This window comes from Thauera chlorobenzoica (assembly GCF_001922305.1).
GTDB classification, from domain to species: Bacteria; Pseudomonadota; Gammaproteobacteria; order Burkholderiales; family Rhodocyclaceae; genus Thauera; species Thauera chlorobenzoica.
This window is the reverse complement of record NZ_CP018839.1, coordinates 111,684-125,118: the sequence shown is the minus strand read 5'-3', so window position 1 is coordinate 125,118 and position 13,435 is coordinate 111,684. Positions and strand designations below refer to the sequence as shown.

10 protein-coding genes are annotated in these 13,435 nt (G+C 70.4%); 5 read left to right on the top strand and 5 right to left on the bottom strand.

The genetic code is table 11. The features are described 5' to 3' along the window. Positions 1-81: 81 nt before the first annotated feature. Positions 82-738: a 16S rRNA (guanine(527)-N(7))-methyltransferase RsmG gene (gene rsmG / locus Tchl_RS00540; protein WP_075146681.1), complete on the bottom strand. Its 657-nt coding sequence runs from the start codon at positions 736-738 to the stop codon at positions 82-84. Next, a complete protein-coding gene (gene mnmG, locus Tchl_RS00535; RefSeq protein WP_075149514.1) occupies positions 735-2,666 on the bottom strand; it encodes a tRNA uridine-5-carboxymethylaminomethyl(34) synthesis enzyme MnmG in 1,932 nt (643 codons plus the stop codon). Before mnmG ends, rsmG begins: the two co-directional genes overlap by 4 nt. 370 nt (positions 2,667-3,036) lie before the next feature. Here mnmG and Tchl_RS00530 point away from each other — a divergent pair, with 370 nt between their 5' ends. Then, positions 3,037-4,251: an MFS transporter gene (locus Tchl_RS00530; RefSeq protein ID WP_075146680.1), complete on the top strand. Its 1,215-nt coding sequence runs from the start codon at positions 3,037-3,039 to the stop codon at positions 4,249-4,251. 79 nt (positions 4,252-4,330) lie between these two features. On the opposite strand, the gene Tchl_RS00525 is transcribed toward Tchl_RS00530, so the two are convergent. The 3 genes from Tchl_RS00525 to Tchl_RS00515 all read right to left on the bottom strand — a co-directional run bounded on the left by Tchl_RS00525 (position 4,331) and on the right by Tchl_RS00515 (position 7,939). Next, entirely contained in the window at positions 4,331-5,512 is a 1,182-nt protein-coding gene (locus tag Tchl_RS00525; protein ID WP_075146679.1) for an acyl-CoA dehydrogenase family protein, read from the bottom strand. 11 nt (positions 5,513-5,523) lie between these two features. Then, a complete protein-coding gene (locus Tchl_RS00520) occupies positions 5,524-6,753 on the bottom strand; it encodes an acyl-CoA dehydrogenase family protein (RefSeq protein ID WP_232311627.1) in 1,230 nt (409 codons plus the stop codon). Positions 6,754-6,844: 91 nt separating this feature from the next. Further along, positions 6,845-7,939, bottom strand: a complete 1,095-nt coding sequence (locus Tchl_RS00515) for a substrate-binding domain-containing protein (protein ID WP_075146678.1) — start codon at positions 7,937-7,939, stop codon at positions 6,845-6,847. 339 nt (positions 7,940-8,278) lie between these two features. Between Tchl_RS00515 and fdhD the strand changes: the two genes are divergently transcribed. From fdhD to Tchl_RS00495, 4 genes are read left to right on the top strand one after another with little or no spacing between them, the layout of a single operon-like run. Further along, positions 8,279-9,100 carry a formate dehydrogenase accessory sulfurtransferase FdhD gene (fdhD, locus tag Tchl_RS00510; protein ID WP_075146677.1) on the top strand — a complete coding sequence of 274 codons (822 nt, stop codon included), beginning with the start codon at positions 8,279-8,281 and terminating at the stop codon, positions 9,098-9,100. Positions 9,101-9,115: 15 nt separating this feature from the next. After that, positions 9,116-11,869 (top strand): molybdopterin-dependent oxidoreductase, encoded by a 2,754-nt coding sequence (locus Tchl_RS00505; RefSeq protein ID WP_075146676.1) that lies wholly within the window; start codon positions 9,116-9,118, stop codon positions 11,867-11,869. Next, entirely contained in the window at positions 11,866-12,513 is a 648-nt protein-coding gene (locus Tchl_RS00500) for a 4Fe-4S dicluster domain-containing protein (RefSeq protein WP_075146675.1), read from the top strand. The genes Tchl_RS00505 and Tchl_RS00500 overlap by 4 nt, the downstream gene beginning before the upstream one ends. Beyond that, positions 12,510-13,412, top strand: a complete 903-nt coding sequence (locus Tchl_RS00495; protein WP_075146674.1) for a DmsC/YnfH family molybdoenzyme membrane anchor subunit — start codon at positions 12,510-12,512, stop codon at positions 13,410-13,412. The genes Tchl_RS00500 and Tchl_RS00495 overlap by 4 nt, the downstream gene beginning before the upstream one ends. The last annotated feature ends 23 nt before the right edge of the window (positions 13,413-13,435 follow it).

Below are 13,435 nucleotides of genomic sequence, written 5' to 3'. Positions count from 1 at the left end.
GACGGCGGCCGCGAAGGCCGCAGCGGATGTCGATGGCGCGGCCTGCGCGGGGCGCCGTGGGGCGATCGCTTCCGCCCCCCATCATGGCGCGCGGCGGATGACCAGCAGATGACGCTCGGCACCGAGGCCGGGCACTTCCAGCGGCTGGATCGCGCTCACCGTCCACCCCGCGGGCAGGGCGGCGATCTCGGCGTCCGGGCGCAGCCCCTTCATCGCGTACAGCGCGCCGCCCTCGGCGACGAGGTGGCCGGAGAGGGCGACGAAATCGCCCAGGCTGGAGAACGCGCGCGAGATCACCCCGTCGGCCGCGCCGCCGGGCAGCGCATCGCCCCGCACCTGCTCGACGCGCCGGTGCAGCACGCCGAAGTTGCCCAGACCGAGCTCGATCTTCGCCTGCTGCTGGAAGCTCGCCTTCTTGCCCACGGCCTCGATCGAGGTCACGATCAGGCCGGGGCGCACGATCGCCAGCACCACGCCGGGCAGGCCGCCGCCGGAGCCGATGTCGGCGAGCCGATTCACCGCCGCCAGGTGCGGCAGCACCGCGAGCGCGTCGAGCAGGTGGTGGGTGACGAGCTCCTGCGGACTACGGATCGCGGTGAGGTTGTAGACCCTGTTCCACTTCAGCAGCAGCTCGCCGAAAGCGAGCAGGCGGTCGACGGTCTCCTGCGCGAGCACGAGGCCGAGTCCGGCGATGCCCTCGGCGAGCTGGGCGGCGCAGGGGGCGAGACGTCCGCTCATGCCGCCGGCCTCCGCGCCGGGGGCGCTTTTTCTGCCGCGCCGGCGCGCGCCGCCAGCTCGCGGCGCTTGAGCCACACCAGCAGCAGCGAGATCGCCGCCGGCGTCACCCCCTGGATTCGGCTCGCCTGGCCGATGGTCTCCGGCTTGTGCTGGTCGAGCTTTTGCTGCACTTCCTTCGACAGCCCGCGCACCTGGGCATAGTCGAGGTCGGCCGGCAGGCGGGTGGCCTCGGCCCCGGCCTGCCTGGCGACCTCGTCCTGCTGGCGGTCGATGTAGCCCTGGTACTTGGCGGCGATCTCGATCTGCTCGATCACCTGCGGGTCGGTCGCGGGCGCATCCGGCGCACCGGGCAGGCTAATCAGCGCAGCGTAGGTGGTCTGCGGCCGGCGCAGCAGCTCGAAGTAGCGCTGCTCGCGCTCGAGCGCCTTGCCCAGCACACGCTGCTGGTCCTCGGAAGGAATCGCCTCCGGCCGCGCCCAGGCGGCCTTCAGCGCGGCGGTGCCGCGCTCGATCGCCTCGCGCTTGGCGCAGAACGCCGCCCAGCGCACATCGTCCACCAGGCCCAGTTCGCGCCCCTTCTCGGTCAGGCGCAGGTCGGCGTTGTCCTCGCGCAGGCTCAGGCGGTACTCGGCGCGCGAGGTGAACATGCGGTAGGGCTCGGCCACGCCGCGGGTGACGAGGTCGTCCACCAGCACGCCGAGGTAGGCCTCGTCGCGGCGCGGGCACCACGGCGCGCGCTCCTGCGCCTGGAGCGCGGCGTTGGCGCCGGCGAGCAGGCCCTGCGCGGCCGCTTCCTCGTAGCCGGTGGTGCCGTTGATCTGGCCGGCGAAGAACAGCCCGGCGATCGACTTCGTCTCCAGGCTGGACTTGAGGTTGCGCGGGTCGAAATAGTCGTACTCGATGGCGTAGCCGGGGCGCAGGATGTGGGCGTTCTCCAGCCCGCGCATCGAGCGCACAAGCGCGAGCTGGACGTCGAAGGGGAGCGAGGTGGAAATCCCGTTGGGGTAGATCTCGTGGGTCGTCAGGCCTTCCGGCTCGAGGAAGATGTTGTGGCTATCGCGGTCGGCGAAGCGGTGGATCTTGTCCTCGATCGACGGGCAGTAGCGCGGCCCCACCCCCTCGATCACGCCCGAGTACATCGGCGAGCGGTCGAGGTTGGCGCGGATGATGTCGTGGGTGCGGGCGTTGGTCTGGGTCATCCAGCACGGCAGCTGGCGCGGGTGCTGGCCGGGGTGACCGAGGAAGCTGAACACCGGCACCGGGTCGTCGCCCGGCTGCACCGTCATCACCGAAAAGTCGATCGTGCGCGCATCGAGGCGCGGCGGGGTGCCGGTCTTCAGCCGCCCCTGCGGCAGCGCGAGTTCCTTCAGGCGCGCGCCGAGCGAACTCGCCGGCGGATCGCCGGCGCGCCCCGCCGGGTAGTGTTCGAGGCCGACGTGGATCAGGCCGTTGAGGAAGGTTCCCGCGGTCAGCACCACCGTCGGCGCCTCGAAACGCAGGCCGATCTGGGTCACCACCCCGGTGACGCGGTCGCCGACCACGGTGAGGTCGTCCACCGCCTGCTGGAACAGCCACAGCTTGGGCTGGTTCTCCAGCCGCGTCCGGATCGCCGCCTTGTACAGCACGCGGTCGGCCTGGGCGCGGGTGGCGCGCACCGCCGGCCCCTTGGAGGCGTTGAGGATGCGGAACTGGATTCCGCCCTCGTCGGTGGCGGCGGCCATCGCGCCGCCCAGCGCATCGACCTCCTTCACCAGGTGGCCCTTGCCGATGCCGCCGATCGAGGGGTTGCAGCTCATCGCGCCGAGGGTCTCGAGGTTGTGGGTGAGCAGCAGCGTGGCCGCCCCCATGCGCGCCGCGGCGAGCGCGGCCTCGGTCCCGGCGTGACCGCCGCCGACCACGATGACGTCGAAACGGGTGGGGTAGAGCATCATGCGCGCCGCGCCGGAAACCTGGTGGAGAAGGGGCGCGATTCTACGCCGAAGCGCGCCCGAAGCCTAGTCCGCGAGCCCCGTGTTTCACGAAATAATCATGCTGAAACATTGGTTTATCTTTCTATCGAGGACTCCGTGAAGAGTCCTATGGACGGCCGCCGGGGCCATATCGGCGCCCGTGCCGGCCGCGGGCGGGAGCGGCACGGCGGTTCCGCCCGGCGCTTGCGTACCGGCGACGCCCGCACGCGCGGCGCGGCTCGCTGCCCTGGCCTGCAAGCGGGACCCGCCGGGGCTATCCGGCGACGCGCCCGGCCACTATAGTGCGGGCCGAAACTTCAATGCCGACCGCGGCTCCGGATGCCTCCCCATGTTCCGTTCGCTCGACTCCCGTGACGTCCTCCTGACCACCCTCGCCGCGGCCGGCATCCTGCTGGTGACGATGGGCGCGCGCCAGTCGATGGGTCTCTTCGTCGGCCCGCTCAACACCGCCACCGGGCTCGGGATCGCCACCATCAGCCTGGCGATGGCGGTGGCCCAGTTCGTCTGGGGGGCGATCCAGCCGGTGGCGGGCGCCGTCGCCGACCGCTACGGCGCCCGCCCGGTGCTGGTCGGCGCGCTGCTGCTGCTCGCGCTCGGCAGTGCGATCACCCCGTTCATGGACTCCACCTTCGGCCTCGTGCTGACGATCGGGCTGCTGACGGCGATGGGTTCCGGCGCGGCCAGCTTCTCGGTGCTGATCGGCGCCGCCGCCCAGCGCATTCCGCTCGAAGCGCGCGGCACCGCCTCGGGCGTGATCAACGCCGGCGGCTCCTTCGGCCAGTTCCTGTTCGCCCCGATCCTGCAGAAGCTGATCCAGAGCGTGGGCTGGATGGGGGCGATGTGGGCGATGGCGCTGATGACGCTGGCCGCGCTGCCGCTGATCGGCCGCCTGACGCGCGCCGGCGCTCCCCCGGTGGTGCACGCCGAGGCCGACCACGGCGTGCTGCGGGCAATCGGCGACGCGCTCAAGGACCGCAGCTACCGCCTGCTGCACCTGGGCTTTTTCACCTGCGGCTTTCACATCGCCTTCCTCGTCACCCACCTGCCGGGCGAAGTCGAGCTGTGCGGCCTGCCGCCCACGGTGGCGAGCTGGTCGCTGGCGATCATCGGCCTGGCCAACATCGCCGGCAGCCTCTACGCCGGGGCCTGCGTGTCGCGCTATCGCAGCAAGCACATCCTCGCCGCGATGTACGCTTCACGCGCGCTGCTGGTCGCCGCCTACCTGATGATGCCGCGCACCGAATGGACCTTCTACCTGTTCGCCGCCGGCCTCGGCTTCACCTGGCTGGCGACCGTGCCGCCGACCGCGGCGATCGTCGGCAAGCTGTTCGGCGTGCGCTACCTCGGCACCCTGTTCGGCCTCACCCTGCTGTCGCACCAGATCGGCGGCTTCCTCGGCGCCTGGCTCGGCGGCCTCGCGCTCGTCGAGTTCGGCGATTTCAGCTGGATGTGGTACGCCGACATCGCGCTCGCGGGCATGGCCGCGCTGGTCAACCTGCCGATCCGCGAGGCGAAGGTGACGCGCCGCCTGGCGCCGGCCTGAGCGTCCCCCCGTTCGCCCGCATCCCCCTTTCCCGAACCCCCTTTTCCGATTCCCTCCCCGCGCCCGCCGGCGGCCTTGCTCAGGCCGCGAGCAGGCGGGCAAAGCGCGCGAGGTGGTCCTGGGTCGAGCCGAAGCGCTTCTCGATCGCGAACAGGCGGCGGAAGCCGTGGGCGATGTCGAGCTCCTCGGTCATCCCCATTCCGCCGTGGAGCTGGACCGCCTGCTCGCCGACGAAGCGGCAGGCCTCGCCCACCACCACCTTGGCCGCCGACATCGCCCGCGCCCGCTCCGCCGCCGTCCCGGCACCCGCGCGCGCAGCGGCGAGGTAGGCCATCGAACGCGCCTGCTCGAGGTGGATCAGCATATCCGCGATGCGGTGCTGCAGGACCTGGAAGGTGGCAATCGGCGCGCCGAACTGGGTGCGCGCGCGGGTGTATTCGACGGTCGCCTCGAGGCTGCGCTCGAGCACCCCGACCGCCTCCCCGCACACCGCCGCCAGCCCGCTGTCGAGCACCGCGAGCAGGGCTTCGGCGGCATCGCCCTCGCCCCTCCCTTCGTCCTTCCCCTCGCCACCGCCCGCTTCGCCGTCCGCACCAAGACGGGCCGACGCGGGCAGGTAGACCTGTTCGAGGAACAGATCCGCCGCCCCACCCCCATCGACCGTCGGGTACGCCGCCAGGCGCAGGCCGGGCACATCGCGCCCGAGAGCGAACAGCGCCACCCCGCCGCCGTCGGTGCGCGCCGACACCAGCAGCAGATCGGCGCGCGCGCCGTGCTCGACCGCCGTCTTGCGGCCCTCGAGCAGGTAGCCGGCGCCGACCCGGGTCGCGCGCGTCGCCAGCGCCAGGGCATCGCCGCGGGTGCCGCGCTCATCGTGGGCGAAGGCGGCGATCAGCGTGCCCGCCGCCATCGGCCGCAGCCAGCGGCGGCGCTGGGCGGGGGAGCCGAGGCGGACGATCGCCTCCGTTGCCAGCACCGCGCTCGCCAGATAGGGCTCGGCGAACAGGCCCTTGCCGAAGGCGGACATCACCAGCAAGGTGTCGACCGCGTCGCCACCCACGCCGCCGTCTTCCTCCGGCACCCGCAACGCCAGCAGCCCCAGCTCGGCCAGCGTGCGCCAGAGGCCGGCCTCCCGTGCGCCGCGCTCGCCGCCAGCGCCGCCCAGGATCGCGCGCCGGGTGTCGAAGCCGTACTCGCGGGCAATGAAGCGCGCCGCGGTGTCGCGCAGCAGCAACTGTTCGTCGGTGAAGGAAAAGTCCATCGCCTCACTCCTTACAGGCCCAGCATGCTGCGGGCGATGATGTTGCGCTGGATCTCGTTCGAGCCGCCGTAGATCGACAGTTTGCGCATGTTCAGGTACTGCGAGGTCGGGGTGCGCGCATGGACCGGCAGCGGGCAGTCGCCCGCGTAGCCGGCTGCCATCGCCTCGCGGTCGTAGGGCAGCGCCTGGAGGCCGAGGGCCTCGGTCATCAGGGCGAAGATCTCCTGCTGGATCTCGCTGCCGCGGATCTTCAGGATCGACGCTTCCACTCCCGGCGCGCGCTGCTCGGCCTCGGCCGAGAGCACGCGCAGGTTGGTGATCTCGAGCGCCATCAGTTCGATTTCGACGCGCGCGACGCGAGCGGCGAACAGCGGCGCCTCGAGCAGCGGACGGCCGTCGCCGGTCTCGCTGCGGGCGATGCGCTTCAGCCGCGCCAGTTCACGGCGGGCGATGCCGATCCCGGCGATGTTGCTGCGCTCGTGGCCGAGGAGGAACTTGGCGTAGGTCCAGCCGCGGTTTTCCTCGCCGACAAGGTTGGCCACCGGCACGCGGACGCCTTCCAGCCACACTTCGTTGACCTCGTGGGCGCCGTCGAGGGTGCGGATCGGGCGCACGCGGATGCCGGGCGAGCTCATGTCGATGAGCAGGAAGGAGATCCCACGCTGGGGCTTGGCCGCGGGGTCGGTGCGCACCAGGCAGAACATCCAGTCGGCGTAGTGGGCAAAAGTGGTCCAGGTCTTCTGCCCATTGACCACGTAATGCTCGCCGTCGCGCACCGCCCGCGTCCGCAGCGCGGCGAGGTCGGAGCCGGCACCCGGTTCGGAATAGCCCTGGCACCACCACGCCTCGCCGGCCAGGATCGGCGGCAGGAAGCGCTGCTGCTGCGCCGCGCTGCCGAACGCCATCAACACCGGCGCCACCATTTTCAGCCCGAACGGCACCAGCCGCGGCGCGCCGGCTTCGGCGCAGGCGTCGTCGAACAGGTACTGCCGCACCGGGCCCCAGCCGGTGCCGCCGAACGCGACCGGCCACGACGGCCCGCCCCAGCCGCGCGCATGGAGCACGCGCTGCCAGGCGAGATAGTCTTCGCGCTCGAGGCAGATGCCGTTGAGCACTTTGTGGCGCACGGCGGCGGGTAGGTGATCGCGCAGGAAGCTGCGCACTTCGGCGCGGAACGCCCGTTCTTCGGCAGTGAAATCCAGGTCCATCGTCATCCCTTCGCTACGGTCGGCCGGCTGCACGGGGGAGGCGTTCCCGCCCGCCCCCCTCGCCGGCCCGGCTCATCACAGGCCCTCGGCGCCGGCTCGCCGTCAAATGGCCATCGAACAAGCCTCATGCCGCCCCCCGCCGCGCGAACCGCCACCACGGCAGCACCCGGCTCATCGACAGCACCGCACCACTCGACATCGGCGCATAGCCGGGCAGGGCGGCGAGGCGGCGCTGCCAGGCGGGAGTCGCGAGCAGGGCGAGCAGGGCGCGGGTGGCGGGCTGCTCGAGGCTGCTCTTGAGGCAGGCGAGATAGTAGTTCTCCTCAGCCAGGGGGATGAAGCCCAGGCCGCGCGCACGCGCGCTGGCCTCGATGCCGAGGCCGGCATCGGCGTCGCCGCTCGCCACCGCTTGGGCGATCGCGGCATGCGACGGTTCCTCGCGGTCGTAGCCCGGCAGCGCCGCAGGATCGATCCCGGCTTCGGCAAGCAGCTCGTCGAGCAGCACCCGGGTGCCGCTCCCCCGCACCCGGTTGATGAAGCGCACCTCGCGCGCGGCCAGATCGGCGAGCGAATGCAGGCCGAGCGGGTTGCCCGGCGCCACGATCAGCCCCTGGGTGCGCCGCGCGAAGCCGATCAGCTTGTGCTGGCCGGGGCGCAGCAGCGGCTTGTAGGTGCGCCGCGACAGCGAGTCGGGTGCAGGCGCCAGCCGGGTGTGGAAGCCCGCCATCGTGCACCGCCCTTCGTTGAGCGCGCGGATCGCATCGACGCTGCCGGTGAAGCGGATGTCCAGGTGCAGACGCTCGCCGCGCGCGTGCTCGCGCAGTGCGGCGAGCCCCTCGTCATGGCTGGCGTAGAAGGTCAGCACGTGCGCGGAATCGTCGAAGGCCACCGCGAAGGCGCGTTCGAGGTCGGCGCGCAGGGCCTCGATCTGCGGCAGCAGCCGCGCCTGAGCCTGGCGCTCGGCCCACAGCAGCTTGGCGCCGAACTCGCTCAAGCGCGCCGCCTGGCCCTTCTCCCACAAGATCAGCGGCTGGCCGAGTTCGCCTTCCCAGCGCTTGAGCTCGCCCCAGACGTGGCGGTAGGACAGCCCCAGCGTGCGCGCCGCGGCCGAGATCGAACCCTGCTCGCGCACCGCCTGCAGCAGATCGAGCAGGGGGTTGCGGATCGGCGCGGTGCCGGCGCTGCCGCCGAGAACGTAATTCAGTCTGACTCTGTGCATGTTTCCGGCTCATCACCGCCCTGCAGCCTCCGCAGGACTGGGCGGAGAGTACCCCATTCCGGTCGATCCGTTGGTGCACGACGAAAATCGATCAGGGCTGAAGCGGCGCCCCCGGGCGCCTCTGCGGAGGCGTTTTCCTATGCATCCCACTTCATACCGGAAAAGACCGTTGCAGCCCAAAGCCAGTAAAAACTGTGAATTCAATTAACTGAATTAAAAGAGATTTTTTTAACTTGATACATAAATATTGATTTTCATTTTTTAATTTGTATCATGAAAAAACCGCGTATCGAAAGCGCACATCGAGTTGCAGAAGACGTTTCAAAAACGGAGTTTGCTATGCATACGAGTTCCTATCCGGTGACCGAAACACATGGCCGCTACGGCGTCGAGCGCTGGAGCGGCGGCGACACGGTGCACGCCGAAGACACCGTCGCCGAGGAGACCCCGGTCGCCCTGGTCTACAACGGCTTCTCGCAGGCGGTGATGCTGGCCACGCCACAGGACCTGGACGATTTCGCCCTCGGCTTCAGCCTCAGCGAAGGCATCGTCGGGCGCCCGGGCGAGCTCTACGACATCGACGTCATCGAGCACGGCAGCGGCTGTGAAATCCGCATGCACCTGGCCGGCGAGCGTTTTGCGCACCTGCGCAGCCGACGCCGCGCGCTGGCCGGACGCACCGGCTGCGGCCTGTGCGGCATCGAAAGCCTCGAGCAGTTGCTCCAGCGCCCTTGCCCGAACCAGAGCACCGCCGCCGCCGCCGTGGCCTCCGGCGCGCTGCTGCGCGCGCAATCCGAGCTGCACGCCCTGCAGCCCCTGTTCCACCTCACCGGCGCGGTCCATGGCGCGGCCTGGTGCCGGCTCGACGGCAGCGTCGCGCTGGTGCGCGAGGACGTCGGCCGCCACAACGCGCTCGACAAGCTGATCGGCGCCATCGCCGCCCAGGGTGGCGGTTTCGGCGACGGCTTCGTGCTGATGACCAGCCGCGCCAGCTACGAGATCGTGCAGAAGGCGGCCGCGGTCGGCATTCCGGTGATCGCCGCGCGCTCGGCGCCCACCGGAATGGCGGTGCGCGTGGCCCAGGCCGCCGGGGTGACCCTCGTCGGTTTCGCCCGCGATGCCCGCCACAGCGTCTATTCCCACCCGCAACGGATCCACTGAAACGAGGCCCCTGTGATGACCAGCGAAACAACCCGGACGGTGCGGAACGTTCCCACCTACTGCTACAACTGCGTGGCCGGCCCCGACTTCATGACCGTGAAAGTGGTCGACGGCGTCGCCACCGAGGTCGAGCCCAACTTCGCCGCCGCCGACGTCCATCCGGCGCGCGGACGGGTGTGCGTCAAAGCGCATGGCCTGGTGCAGAAAACCTACAACCCGCACCGCATCCTGCAGCCGATGAAGCGCACCAATCCGCAGAAGGGGCGCAACGAGGATCCGGGCTTCGTGCCGATCTCGTGGGACGAGGCGCTCGGCATCATGGCCGACAAGCTCAACGCGATCCGCGCCAAGGGCCTGATCGACGAGTCCGGCCTGCCGCGGGTCGCGGCCAGCTTCGGCCACGGCGGCACGCCGGCGATGTACATGGGCACCCTCCCCGCCTTCCTCGCCGCCTGGGGGCCGATCGACTTCAGCTTCGGCTCCGGGCAGGGAGTCAAGTGCGTGCATTCCGAGCACCTGTACGGCGAGTTCTGGCATCGTGCATTCACCGTCGCCGCCGACACCCCGCTGACCCGCTACGTGATCTCGATCGGCAGCAACGTCGAAGCTTCCGGCGGTCCGTGCGCGGTCACCCGCCACGCCCAGGCGCGGGTGCGCGGCTACAAGCGCGTACAGGTCGAACCCCACCTCTCGATCACCGGCGCCTGTTCGGCCGAATGGGTGCCGATCCGCCCCAAGACCGACCCCGCCTTCATGTTCGCCCTGATCCATGTGATGGTGTGCGAACACGGCCTCGCCCGGCTCGACCTGCCCTTCCTGCGCGATCGCACCTCCTCGCCCTACCTGGTGGGACCGGACGGGCTCTACCTGCGCGACCCGGACAGTGCCAAGCCGCTGATCTGGGACAGCACGCGCGCGCGCGCCGTGCCCTTCGACACGCCGGGCGCGGTGCCGGCGCTGGAAGGCCGCTTCCGCGTCGCCGCGGCGATCAGCGTCGACGCCGACGACGCGCGCCGCCCCCTCGTCGAAGTCGACGGCGTCCCGGCCTTCGTCAAGCTCGTCGAACACATGGGCAAATACAGCCCGGAGTGGGCGGCGCAGATCTGCGACATCCCGGCGGACACGATCCGCCGCATCGCCGGCGAGTTCCTCGACAACGCCGGTATCGGCGGCACCATCGAGATCGACGGCGCGACCCTGCCGCTGCGCCCGGTGGCGGTGACCCTGGGCAAATCGGTCAACAATGGCTGGGGCGCATTCGAGTGCTGCTGGGCACGCACCGTGCTCGCCACCCTGGTGGGGGCGCTCGAAGTCCCCGGCGGCACGCTCGGCACCACCGTGCGCCTGAACCGCCCGCACGACGACCGCCACCTCAGCGTCGTCGCCGGCGAGGACGGCTTCATGGCGCAGAAGTTCAACCCCACCGACAAGGAACACTGGGTCGCCCAGCCCACCGGGCGCAACGCCCACCGCACCCTGGTGCCGATCGTCGGCAACTCGGCCTGGAGCCAGGCGCTGGGGCCGACCCAGCTGGCGTGGATGTTCCAGCGCGAAGTGCCGCAGGACTGGAATCTGCCGATGCCGACGATGCCCGAGATGTGGTTCATCTACCGCTCCAATCCGGCAATCTCGTTCTGGGACACCCAGACCCTGGTGGACACCATCGCCACCTTCCCGTTCACGGTGTCGTTCGCGTACACGATCGACGAGACCAACTTCTTCGCCGACCTGCTGCTGCCCGAGGCCACCGACCTCGAATCGCTGCAGATGATCCGGGTCGGCGGCACCAAGTTCGTCGAACAGTTCTGGACCGCGCGCGGCGTCGTGCTGCGCCAGCCGGCGGTCGAGCCGCAGGGCGAGACGCGCGACTTCACCTGGATCAGCACCGAACTGGCGCGCCGCACCGGGCTGCTCGAGGCCTACAACAAAGCGCTCAACCGCGGCGCCGGCGGAGTGTCGGCGCTCAAAGGCGGGGGTTACGATTTCAGCCTCGACCCTGCGCGCGAACACGATGTCGACACGATCTGGGACGCCGTCTGCCGCGCCGCCTCGGCCGAGCTTTCCGGCGGACGCGAAACGCTCGACCTGGCCTGGTTCAAGGAGCACGGCTTCTACACCGTGCCGATGTCGCAGAAAGCCTGGTATCTGACCCCAACCCTGGCGGAAAAGGGACTGCGCTACGAGCTGCCCTATCAGGAGCGCCTGCTGCGCATCGGCCGCGAGCTCGGCAACCGCCTGCACGAGAACCGGATGCACTGGTGGGACGAACAGCTCTCCGAATACACCGCGCTGCCCGAATGGCACGACGTGCCCGGGCGCTGGGAGCAGGCCCTGGTGCGCAGCGGGGCGAAGGCGGAGGACTTCCCGCTGTGGCTGCTGGCGACCAAGAGCATGCAGTACCACACCGGCGGCAACGTCAGCATCGCGCTGATGCGCGAAGTCGCGCAGAACGTGCGCGGCCACACCGGCGTGATCATCAACGCCGACACCGCACGTGGCTACGGCATCGCCGACGGCGACCGTGTCGAGATCCGCTCGCACATCGGCGCCACCTACGGCAAGGCGGTGCTCGCCGAGGGCATCCGCCCCGACACGCTGGTGATCGTCGGCCAGTTCGACCACTGGGCCACCCCCTTCGCCAAGGACTTCGGCATGCCCAGCCTGAACACGATCGCACCGATGTCGATGGAGCTCACCGACGCCACCGGCTCGGGTGCCGATATCGTCCGCGTCGCGATTCACCGCATCTCCGGGAGGCAAGCGCAATGAGCCGCTATGTGATGACCATCGACCTGCGCCGCTGCGTCGGCTGCCAGACCTGCACCGCCGCGTGCAAGAACGCCAACGCCACCCCGCCCGGGGTGCAATGGCGACGCGTGCTCGACCTCGAAACCGGGAAGTTCCCCGACGTGCGGCGCAGCTTCCTGCCGATGGCCTGCATGCACTGCGAGAACCCGCCGTGCGAGGAAGTGTGCCCGACCCAGGCCACGCAGAAGCGCGGCGACGGCCTGGTCACCATCGACTACGACGTTTGCATCGGTTGCGCGAACTGCATCATGGCCTGCCCCTACGAGGCGCGCTCGATCGTGCACGAAGCGCGCTTCGCCTACGGCGACCAGCCGATCGCCTCGGAAGCGGTGCGCTTCGATCCGGCGCGCATCTCGGTGGCAACCAAATGCACCTTCTGCAAGGACCGCATCGACGAGGCCGCGCGCAGCGGACGCATTCCGGGCCGTGACCCGGAGGTCACTCCGGCCTGCGTCAACTCGTGCATCTCCGGGGCGATGGCCTTCGGCGACCTCGACGACCCCGACAGCGCGGTCAGCCGGCTGCTCGCCGAAACACAGCATTTCCGCATGCACGAGGAGCTCGGCACCGGGCCCAGCGTGTATTACATCTGGGATCAGGCATGAAACACGTTCAGCAAAGACCGGCCGGCCACCTGGCGCCCCGCCGGCAGCAAAACTGGGACTGGCGCGCCGCGGGCAACTTCGTCTGCGGGGGGGCGGGCGGCGGCCTGCTGTTCCTGGCCGCGCTCGCCCACCTCGCCGGCGCCGAAGTGCGCCATCTGATCGGTGCCGGCCTGCTGCTGGTGGGCACCGGACTGTTCTGCGTATGGCTCGAAATCGGCCGCCCATGGCGCGCGCTCAACGTCTTCCGTCACCTGCGCACCTCGTGGATGACGCGCGAAGCTTCGGTGGCGCCGCTGCTCTTCATTTCCGGCGCGCTCGCCGTCGCCGGCCTCCATCCGGTGCTGCCGGTGCTCGCCGGGCTGTGCGGGCTGGCCTTTCTCTACAGCCAGGCACGCATCCTGGCTGCCGACAAAGGCATCCCGGCCTGGCGCCATCCACGCTGCGCGGCCGTGGTGGTGGCGACCGGTCTCGCCGAAGGCGCCGGCCTGCTCGCCCTCGCCACGCCAGTCCTGCCGGCGCGCCTGCTGCCGCTGGCCGCGCTCGTCCTGATCCTCGCCCTGCTCGCCCGCCTGTGGCGGTGGAAGCGTTATCTCGCCGGCCTCAACGCCGACGGCGCCCCGCTCGGCAGCCTCCAGGCGCTGAGCACAATCGAGCGCCGCTTCGTGCTGTTCGGCCACCTCGTGCCGGCCGCCTTCGCCGCGGCGGCAGGGGCAGGCATGCCGGGCGCCGCCGCCGCGCTCGCCTTCGCCGGGCTGATGGCGGTCGGCGGCGGCTGGTTGTTCAAGTACACCCTGGTCCGGCGCGCCGCGTTCACCCAGGGAATCGCACTCAAACACCTGCCGGTACGCGGCCGCGGCCCGGCCGGCGCAGCAGTGAAGCCGGGCTGGAGCGGGCACTGACAGGCCTGCCCCGCGCTACCGTA